This window comes from Vibrio sp. 10N.261.52.A1 (genome assembly GCF_002876325.1).
GTDB classification, from domain to species: Bacteria; Pseudomonadota; Gammaproteobacteria; order Enterobacterales; family Vibrionaceae; genus Vibrio; species Vibrio chagasii.
On the sequence record NZ_MCYD01001021.1, the window covers coordinates 1 to 8,330 of the forward strand.

At 44.4% G+C, this 8,330-nt stretch carries 9 protein-coding genes; 5 read left to right on the top strand and 4 right to left on the bottom strand.

The features are described 5' to 3' along the window. Positions 1-200: 200 nt before the first annotated feature. Together BCT81_RS22130 and BCT81_RS22135 are read right to left on the bottom strand one after the other, a co-directional pair. On the bottom strand, positions 201-896 hold the full coding sequence (locus tag BCT81_RS22130; protein ID WP_102425855.1) for an aspartate/glutamate racemase family protein: 696 nt from the start codon (positions 894-896) through the stop codon (positions 201-203). 160 nt (positions 897-1,056) lie between these two features. Then, positions 1,057-2,040 (bottom strand): HAD family hydrolase, encoded by a 984-nt coding sequence (locus BCT81_RS22135; protein WP_102425856.1) that lies wholly within the window; start codon positions 2,038-2,040, stop codon positions 1,057-1,059. Between the two features lie 248 nt (positions 2,041-2,288). On the opposite strand from BCT81_RS22135, the gene nfsA reads away from it, so the two are divergent. After that, positions 2,289-3,011, top strand: coding sequence for an oxygen-insensitive NADPH nitroreductase (nfsA, locus tag BCT81_RS22140; protein WP_102425857.1), 723 nt, complete (start codon positions 2,289-2,291; stop codon positions 3,009-3,011). 104 nt (positions 3,012-3,115) lie between these two features. On the opposite strand, the gene BCT81_RS22145 is transcribed toward nfsA, so the two are convergent. Both BCT81_RS22145 and BCT81_RS22150 read right to left on the bottom strand, forming a co-directional pair. After that, a complete protein-coding gene (locus BCT81_RS22145; protein WP_102425858.1) occupies positions 3,116-4,645 on the bottom strand; it encodes a phospholipase D family protein in 1,530 nt (509 codons plus the stop codon). 206 nt (positions 4,646-4,851) lie between these two features. Then, positions 4,852-5,421 carry a TetR/AcrR family transcriptional regulator gene (locus tag BCT81_RS22150; RefSeq protein ID WP_102425859.1) on the bottom strand — a complete coding sequence of 190 codons (570 nt, stop codon included), beginning with the start codon at positions 5,419-5,421 and terminating at the stop codon, positions 4,852-4,854. A gap of 60 nt (positions 5,422-5,481) precedes the next feature. Between BCT81_RS22150 and BCT81_RS22155 the strand changes: the two genes are divergently transcribed. The 4 genes from BCT81_RS22155 (at position 5,482) to BCT81_RS22170 (ending at position 8,266) form a co-directional block, all read left to right on the top strand. Then, positions 5,482-6,048, top strand: coding sequence for a dihydrofolate reductase family protein (locus BCT81_RS22155; RefSeq protein WP_102425860.1), 567 nt, complete (start codon positions 5,482-5,484; stop codon positions 6,046-6,048). 226 nt (positions 6,049-6,274) lie between these two features. Beyond that, the gene (locus BCT81_RS22160) at positions 6,275-7,066 is read left to right on the top strand and encodes an oxalate:formate antiporter (protein WP_102425861.1); all 792 of its coding nucleotides are present in this window, start codon (positions 6,275-6,277) and stop codon (positions 7,064-7,066) included. 209 nt (positions 7,067-7,275) lie between these two features. Next, complete coding sequence (locus BCT81_RS22165) at positions 7,276-7,773, top strand: hypothetical protein (RefSeq protein WP_102425862.1); 498 nt, start codon at positions 7,276-7,278, stop codon at positions 7,771-7,773. 202 nt (positions 7,774-7,975) lie between these two features. Continuing rightward, a complete protein-coding gene (locus tag BCT81_RS22170) occupies positions 7,976-8,266 on the top strand; it encodes a putative quinol monooxygenase (protein WP_102425863.1) in 291 nt (96 codons plus the stop codon). Positions 8,267-8,330: the final 64 nt, after the last annotated feature.

Below are 8,330 nucleotides of genomic sequence, written 5' to 3' on the forward strand. Positions count from 1 at the left end.
TCTACTAATTTATAAAAAGTCTGATACAGAGTGCTTATTCACTTAATTTGGGGCTTTCTAAAAGAGGAAAATGCCTCATAACGCACTCTCATAGAAAAGTCCGCAACCTTTTGAAAATCAGAGATTTTAATTACACATCAACCAACTGATGGTGTAACACGCCAGAAAGGCCAGCTTAATGACTGAAAGCTAACTGTAAGCTAATCGCTCGTCGCCAAGCTCACCGCGGCTTCTGCATGAATGGCTGTAGTATCAAACAAAGGAACATCACTATGTTGTTGCTGAATCAGTAAGGCGATTTCAGTACAGCCGAGAACGATGGCCTCTGCTCCTTGCTGGCTTAGCTTTTCAATAATCTGACTATAGATTGTGCGAGACTCTTCTTTAATTTCGCCTCGGCACAGCTCTTGGTAAATGATGTTGTGGACTTTCTCTCTGTCATCCTTGGCAGGAATCACAACATCGATACCGAACTTGTTAGTCAGGCGCCCTTTATAGAAATCTTGTTCCATCGTGAAAGCGGTGCCGAGCAATCCGACTTTTTTCACGCCCTGTTCAAGTAGCTTCTGCGCGGTGGTATCGGCGATATGGAGAATTGGAACCGTGATCTTCTGTTCGATTTCAGGCACGACTTTATGCATAGTATTGGTACAAATTAAGATGAAGTCTGCGCCGCCTTTTTCAACCGATAATGCCGCGTCAGCTAAAATATCAGCCGTCTCAGCCCAACGGCCTTGATGTTGTAACTTTTCAATCTCATCGAAGTTCACGCTATACATACAAATCTTTGCAGAGTTCAACCCGCCCAGCGTCGCTTTAACACCTTCGTTAATGGATTTGTAATAGCTCATGGTCGATTCCCAACTCATACCACCAAGCAAACCGATCGTTTTCATTTTTTTATTCCTTTAATTTCTCACTATCCCGATTAAAGCGTCATGCGCTAAAAATTTATAGTACGTTCTTGCTGAAAATGAGATGAAGCCTTCGCTATTTAGCAAAAAGCTCGAATGAACCATCCGAGCCTTTGTTGCTTTATCTGAATGCTTGTGTGGGTTAATACACCTCACACCAGTCGGATTTCATGTCGATTAACGTCCAATCATCTCTAGAGTTCGCTTCGTCGAGTGCTTTATCAAGCTTACCAACATGGGATTCACGATCGTACTTCCACTCTCGTTCGGCATCGGTGTGATGAACAATCATCGCCATTGAATTTGGTTGACTGGTTGCCCATTGCATCATCGCTTGGTCACCGTCTGAGTTACCTACTGCTAGAATCGGCTTCTTACCTATAATATGCTGAATGTTGGTGACCTTTCCGGCTTTGTCATCAATAGTCAAAATAGACGAGTCTTTAGTAACGGTCGGATTGCCGTCGTTGTAGCTGTAGTTGTATTTAAGTGCGCTACCAATGATCTGCTCTGGCGGGATATTGTAAGCCTCAGGTGCCCACACTCTCATGAAATCTACACCGCCACCCGACACGATATAAGTCTTGAAGTCATGCTCTTGAAGGTAAGTCAGCATCTCTTTCATTGGTTGGTAAGTCAGCTCGGTATACGCTTTGTTGAAGCGTTCATCTTTCGCTGCGGCTAACCATTGCTCAACATCTTTTTGGTATTGTTCGACTGTCATACCAGAGTGCGTCGCCATGATAATTTTCAATAAACCTTCTTCGCCGCTTCCTAGGACACTCTTGATGTCATCTTCAAGCACGAACTTAAACGGTGCTTCCGTTTTCCATTCAGGGTGTTCAGGCGCCAACTCTTTAATTCGATCTAATGCAAAAGCTAATTGGAAGTAGTATGGCTTTTCAGACCAAAGCGTACCGTCGTTATCAAACACGGCAATACGATCTTGGACCGCAACGAAGGTATCAGATTCTTCTTTCGTAGCTTGACCAACAAAATCCACGATAGCGGATTTACTGTCGCTGTCTTTCCATGAAGGCAGCAAATTGGGATCACAATCCTTAGCAAAAGATGAGAAAGAGAGGCTAGATAAAATCGCAACTGACAAAAGGTTTATTTTCTTCATAGCAACTACCATGTTATTGAATTATTTGTAGGGTTTAAGTCAATTCATCCTAGTTGGTCTACTCTGATTTTCCACTTATGAACACTATAACCGACGCTTATATTGCTGTTCCTTGAGTGCTTGCAAAATAGCGACTTCAAAGGCTAGTTCAAAAATAAAAGAGTTGTGGCGTTAGAGGTTTACCCCACTAAAAAATGTCGTTATGGTGATTTGTAATGCATCATAAAAACAAGGACAGTCTGAGAGTTATGAACAGTACGATTGAGACCATCTTGGGGCATCGCTCCATTCGTCAATATACCGATCAACCAATAGAGAAAGAGCACCTCGATTTAATTGTCCAGGCAGGTCTCGCTGCGTCATCATCGAGCTTATTGCAGGCTGTTTCCATCGTTAGAGTAACAGACAAAGAGAAACGTAAGCTGCTAGCGGAATACGCTGGCAACCAGCCTTATGTGGAAAGTGCTGCTGAGTTTTTGGTGTTCTGTATCGACTATCAACGTCACGCTCAAATCAACCCAGAAGTGAAAACCGACTTTACCGAGCTAACTCTGATTGGCGCCGTCGATTCTGGCATTATGGCGCAAAACTGCATGCTAGCTGCGGAGTCGTTGGGATTAGGTGGCGTGTACATTGGTGGCCTGCGTAACAGCGCACAACAAGTCGATGAACTGTTAGAACTACCACAACACACCGCCGTGTTGTTCGGGATGTGCTTAGGTCACCCGGCACAGCAACCGGAGGTGAAGCCTCGCCTTCCTGCTCACGTAGTTATGCACGAAAACCAATACCAACCATTGAGCCTAGATGAAATCGCTAGCTATGATGATTCAATGCAGAGCTACTACGCCAACCGCTCAAGCAATCAGAAGCAAAGCAGTTGGTCACAGCAGATCACGCAAAAGCTATCTGGTGAATCTCGTCCTCATATTCTGCCGTACTTGAACAGTAAGCAACTGACTAAGAGATAGCATTCAAGACCTAGCTCAGATAAAAAGCTCAGTTTCAATCACCACAAACAAAAATGTCAGCGTATTATGCGCTGACATTTTTATTCTCTATAGTTCTGATTTTCTTATAGATATTTCTCTATCGGAAGAAGCTGTAGGAAGCCTGATTGCATGCGCTCCCACTTGCCGGTTTCTGGTTCGCTGTCCCAACTTTGCTCACCTGAGTACCAATACACATCACCATCTTCTAGCTCCAAACGCCAACTGTTATCTTCGCTCATCGCCTGTTCGATAGTTTCAGCTAGCGTTTCAGCAATCGCTTTGTTTTCGATGATTAACACCGATTCAGTATTTAGGTAGGTCGAACGCAGGTTGAAATTAAATGAGCCAATACTCGCAATCCTGCGGTCAAATACCACTGATTTAGCATGCAGACCGTAAGCTGTCTCAGGTGCACATTTTGATACGTCTTGGGTAGATGCTTCACACAACTTGGAATCTGGTTTTAGCTCAAACAGGTCGATGCCATGCTCTAACATATCGTAGCGTCTGCCCGCGTAAGCAGAGTGGTTAGTAACCAAGTCATTTGACGCCATTGAGTTGGTCAATGCGTTTATCTCAACGCCTTCGTTATTCAACGTTTGCCACTCATCTAATTGGCCATCATCGAATACCAAGTAAGCCGACTCAAGTAAAATCTCTTGTTTCGACTCGCTTGCTAGTTGTCCTAGCAGAACCGCCGTTGCTTTGGGTTCATCAGTATTGTCTGAATCAACAGGCACAGGACGATCGTAAGCGAAACGAGCATTCACCCAGGTCATCTCATCAAGAGCCTTTTTCAGCAGGCTATCTGCCGATTCACGATCTAATGGTAATTCTGGGTAGTTTTTGTATTGCGGAACCGTTATATCGTCAATCTTTGAAAGATCCGGTTGCTCTTCGTCACCCAACATAGCGACAGGGTAAGACCAACGGCTATCCCAGTATTCAATAAAGCTGGTCTGGATAGTGGTAACCACGGTACCCATCACCAATACATCACGATCGCGGAAGTTGATCTCGTCAGAAAGATCGAAGTATTCATCACCAATATTACGTCCCCCCACCACAGACAAGGTGCCATCTACAGTGAACGATTTATTGTGCATGCGGCGGTTTAAACGAGAGAAATCACCAAGGAAGCTCAACCATTTACTGAAACCACGACGCGTTGGTGTTGGGTTGAAGATTCGGATCTCAACATTCGGGTGAGCGTCGAGTGCTGACAACAGCCCTTCACGCTCATTGAGGTTGATGTCATCCAGCATCACTCGAACCTTAACACCACGATCAGCAGCGGCTAGCAAACGGCTAGCGAGATACTTGCCCGATTCATCCGAGTTCCATATGTAGTATTGAATATCGATGGTGTGCTCTGCGCTTTCAACTAATGCCAAGCGCTGAGCCAAAGCGTCCCAACCGGATTCTTGTAAACGAACGGCGGTTGTCGCCTGTTCTGATGCGGGTTGATATTCATCCGCCAAAACCGATAAAGCGCTTGGTCCATAAGAGGTGTACGGTTCTGCCGGGTGATCGATGCCTTCGGGTAATGAAGAACAGCCGCCGAGTGCGGCGACGAGTAATAAGGTTAAGCTGATGCGTTGGAGCACAGGCATGTGTTTGACTTCCTTTTCACGGTGAGGTCTTTGAATTAGCCTCGACAACTTTTCAACGACCAAGTTGTTCGAGGTTATTCATTGATTATTACTGCTAAATCCAGAAATTTATAGGTAATTATCCAGTATAAATAAAACTTAGCGACTTCATCGTGAGGAACACAGTATCGAATTCACCTATTCAGGCATCGATAGTGACTACAAGGTCACGATGCTTTCAGTTGTTCGATACCTAAACAATAAAGGCCTAAAGGCTTTCTCACCATCTCAACCGTAATCTCAGTTCTATCCGGGTTACAGTTCAATGCAAGCGCATAGCCATGCAAGTAGTCAACTAGCAAATGAAGAGCATCTTCGGATTGCTCTGATGTAAGATTTAACGGATTCACTACCGCTTCAAAGCGCTCACTAAAGACTTCAACGGGCCCAAGCGATTTCATCGTCAGCAAAGTTTCTAGTAGCCCGCGATAGTCATTCAACACTGAAAGATAGCTCACGCTAAGCTGATACAAGTTCTCTTGCCACACTTGGTTTTGCTCAGGCTGTGCCACTGCACCTACCAATGAGACAGTGATCGACTCCAATAGATCATTTTTGTTTTTGAAGTAATGGTATATCGCCATCGCATCGACACCGAGCTCTGTGGCTAATCCTCTGATACTCGGAACTTTACCGCCTTCACGCATCATGCTCTTTGCCGTATCTAAGATCTTTTCTGCACTCAGTTGACTTGATCCACTCTTTGGTCGACCTCGCTTTTGATCCTTGACAGTCATAACACCACCTCTTAAACTAAATTTCTACACTGTAGAATATTATAATTTAATACAGCGTAAATGCCAAGTTCCTGTTCAATTTCGGAGTTAACAATGTCAAATATTGTCTTTATCGGTACGAGTCTTGATGGTTACATTGCAGACAAAAACGGTGGTCTAGATTGGTTGCAAGCCATCCCAAATCCAGAGGGTGATGACATGGGGTACAACGCCCATATCGATCGTATCGATGCTTTGGTAATGGGCCGAAACACCATGGATATGGTGCTGAGCTTCGGTATTGATTGGCCTTACACAAAACCGGTTTATGTTTTGAGTAACACGTTGACTGAAGTGCCTAAAGAGCTTGAAGGTAAAGTGTTCTTGATAAAGGGCGAACTCACTCAGATCATCGAAGATCTAAACAGCAAAGGCCTTAACAATCTGTATATTGATGGCGGTGTGACCATTCAAAACTTCCTGAAAGAAGACCTGGTTGATGAACTGATTATCTCGACGATCCCTGTCGTTCTTGGTGGTGGTGCTCCGCTATTTGGTGACTTAGTCTCTCCTCTCGACTTTACGCTAAAAAGTGTCACGACTTACCTCGATGAGATCGTAACTACTCACTATTTACGTAAGCGTTAAGCCACTTAATGATCGATGTTGATGAGCCAAAATCGAGTTGGCTCATCATGCCTCCTTTACTTAAGAAACCTAAAGTCTGCAACCCAGCTCTCTCCTCGAAGCCGTTCCTAATTCTGCTCACAAGCTAATCATTGACAAGCTAAGCCAACATTGACATTCTATAATGCTGCGTTGATTTTGCCGCACTAGCTGCATTGCAGTTCTAACTTTTTAAGATAGGTAAAATATGAACTACCCAAGCACTCTTCCAGCACCTCACAAAGCACTTCTCATCAAAGTGGTTGATGTCTTGTCTCAAGATCCTCGTATATGTGGCATCGCCGCAAGTGGCTCCTTTGGCGCTAACTCGATGGACAAATACAGCGACTTAGATTTTGTTATCGCGGTTAACCCAGCCGACTATGAAAGCGTAATGAAAGAACGGTTCAACATTCTTGATAGCATTGGCGGTAAAGTCGCTGCCTTCACGGGTGAACACGTTGGTGAGCCACGTTTAATTGTGTCGATATTTGGCCCAGAGCCTGTTCACGTTGATTTCAAATTTGTCTCGCTACCAGACGCAGCAGTTCGAGTTGATAACAACCAAGTGTTATGGGAACGAAATAGCTTATTAACCGATGTGTTCAGCAGCGCGGAACCACGCTACCCACAACCAGACCCACAATGGATTGAAGATCGTTTTTGGATTTGGACGCACTATGCCGCAACCAAGATAGCTCGTGGCGAATACTTCGAAACAGTTGAGTCTCTCTCTTTCATTCGTCAAAACGTTCTATCTCCGCTGGCGCTAAAGCAAGCTGGGCTCACGCCGTCTGGTGTGAGGAAAATTGAAGAACGACTGCCTGAGTTTGCGCAAGCACTCGTAAAAACCGTCGCGATGCCAGAACGTGACGCATTGATCCCGGCACTCAAACAAGCAGTCACACTGTACCTTGAGTTGAGAGGTAACGAGCAAGTCAACATTGATGATCATGCTCAGTCATTTTGTCTTCAATACGTTGAGGAAGAGTTAAGCTAATTCCGTATTAAGTAAGCCACAGGTTTTAACAGCCAATTCATAAATGCGCCGAGGGCTAATTGCTCTCGGCGTATTCGTTCTCAGTACAATCATGATAAGTACGGCAATCTTGACACGGCACTTGCAATAACGGATTGATCGCTCCTACACAATCCTACCCAAAAGTAGTACCATTTATCGTATCTCATTCTTAATGGTATTTATGTCTTATGAAGCTTTTAGTCGATCGCACTGGTGAACAGTTTTTAGAAATTCTGGAAGAATCAGGAGACAAACTGACGGTTCAATTCATTAGCAATGAAGGTAATCGAAAAGGTAAGCCGTTCCAAGATAGTTTGAGTGGCTTGTTCCTCACAGGCTGCAAGCCTCGCACGACCTCAACCGCTATTGGCCTAGAGCGCTCTACACAAGGCAAATTACAAGATCCAAAAGTAAGCTTTACGCTTCATCAGCTCTACCCACTTGGCCGAGATGTAAAACTACATTCTGGTGATATCGCCACAATCGCAAGTTACGCCAATACTCACAGCGACGGCTACTACATGTTTGTGCGTCTTAATGACGAACTGAAGCGCCTGAAGATGACACCAGAATGGGAGCTATTACCTTCAGTTGTGAGATTAGCCCTGCCTTATTACCCAGCCCCAAGAAGCCAGCAAGAACTCGACAATATTGATGACTTCGATGCCTGGGCGGGCGGGTTTTAAAGTTCAATTACCTTTGTTAATCAACATCTAATAGCTCCATTATTATCAATTAATTTTTGATAATAATTCTAACGGAGCACGGTTTATCATCATGAGCCTTCCTACTATTCTTTGTTCATCGGCACTGATGATTGCTCATCCAATAGGGAGCAACTCAGTGAATAGCACCGCTTTGGTGAATCAAATAATATAGGTAACAAACATGACTCAACTGACTATCATCGCAAATATCGTCGCTAACGAAGACAAAGTTGAACTGGTTAAAGCAGAGTTGCTAAAGCTGATTGATATCACTCGCGCTGAAGAAGGTTGCATCAACTACGACCTACACCAAGATAACGAAAACCCTGCGCATTTCACTTTCTACGAAAACTGGACATCACGCGAACTGTGGCAAGCGCACATGGGGAATACTCATCTCGCTGAGTACATGGCTGCAACCGAAGGTTGTGTGGCGTCATTCACTCTCAATGAGATGACGAAAATCGGTTAGTCACCGACTGCACACATTAACAAACAACAAAAAGCCCGTTCGGAACATGAACTGACCCCCAATA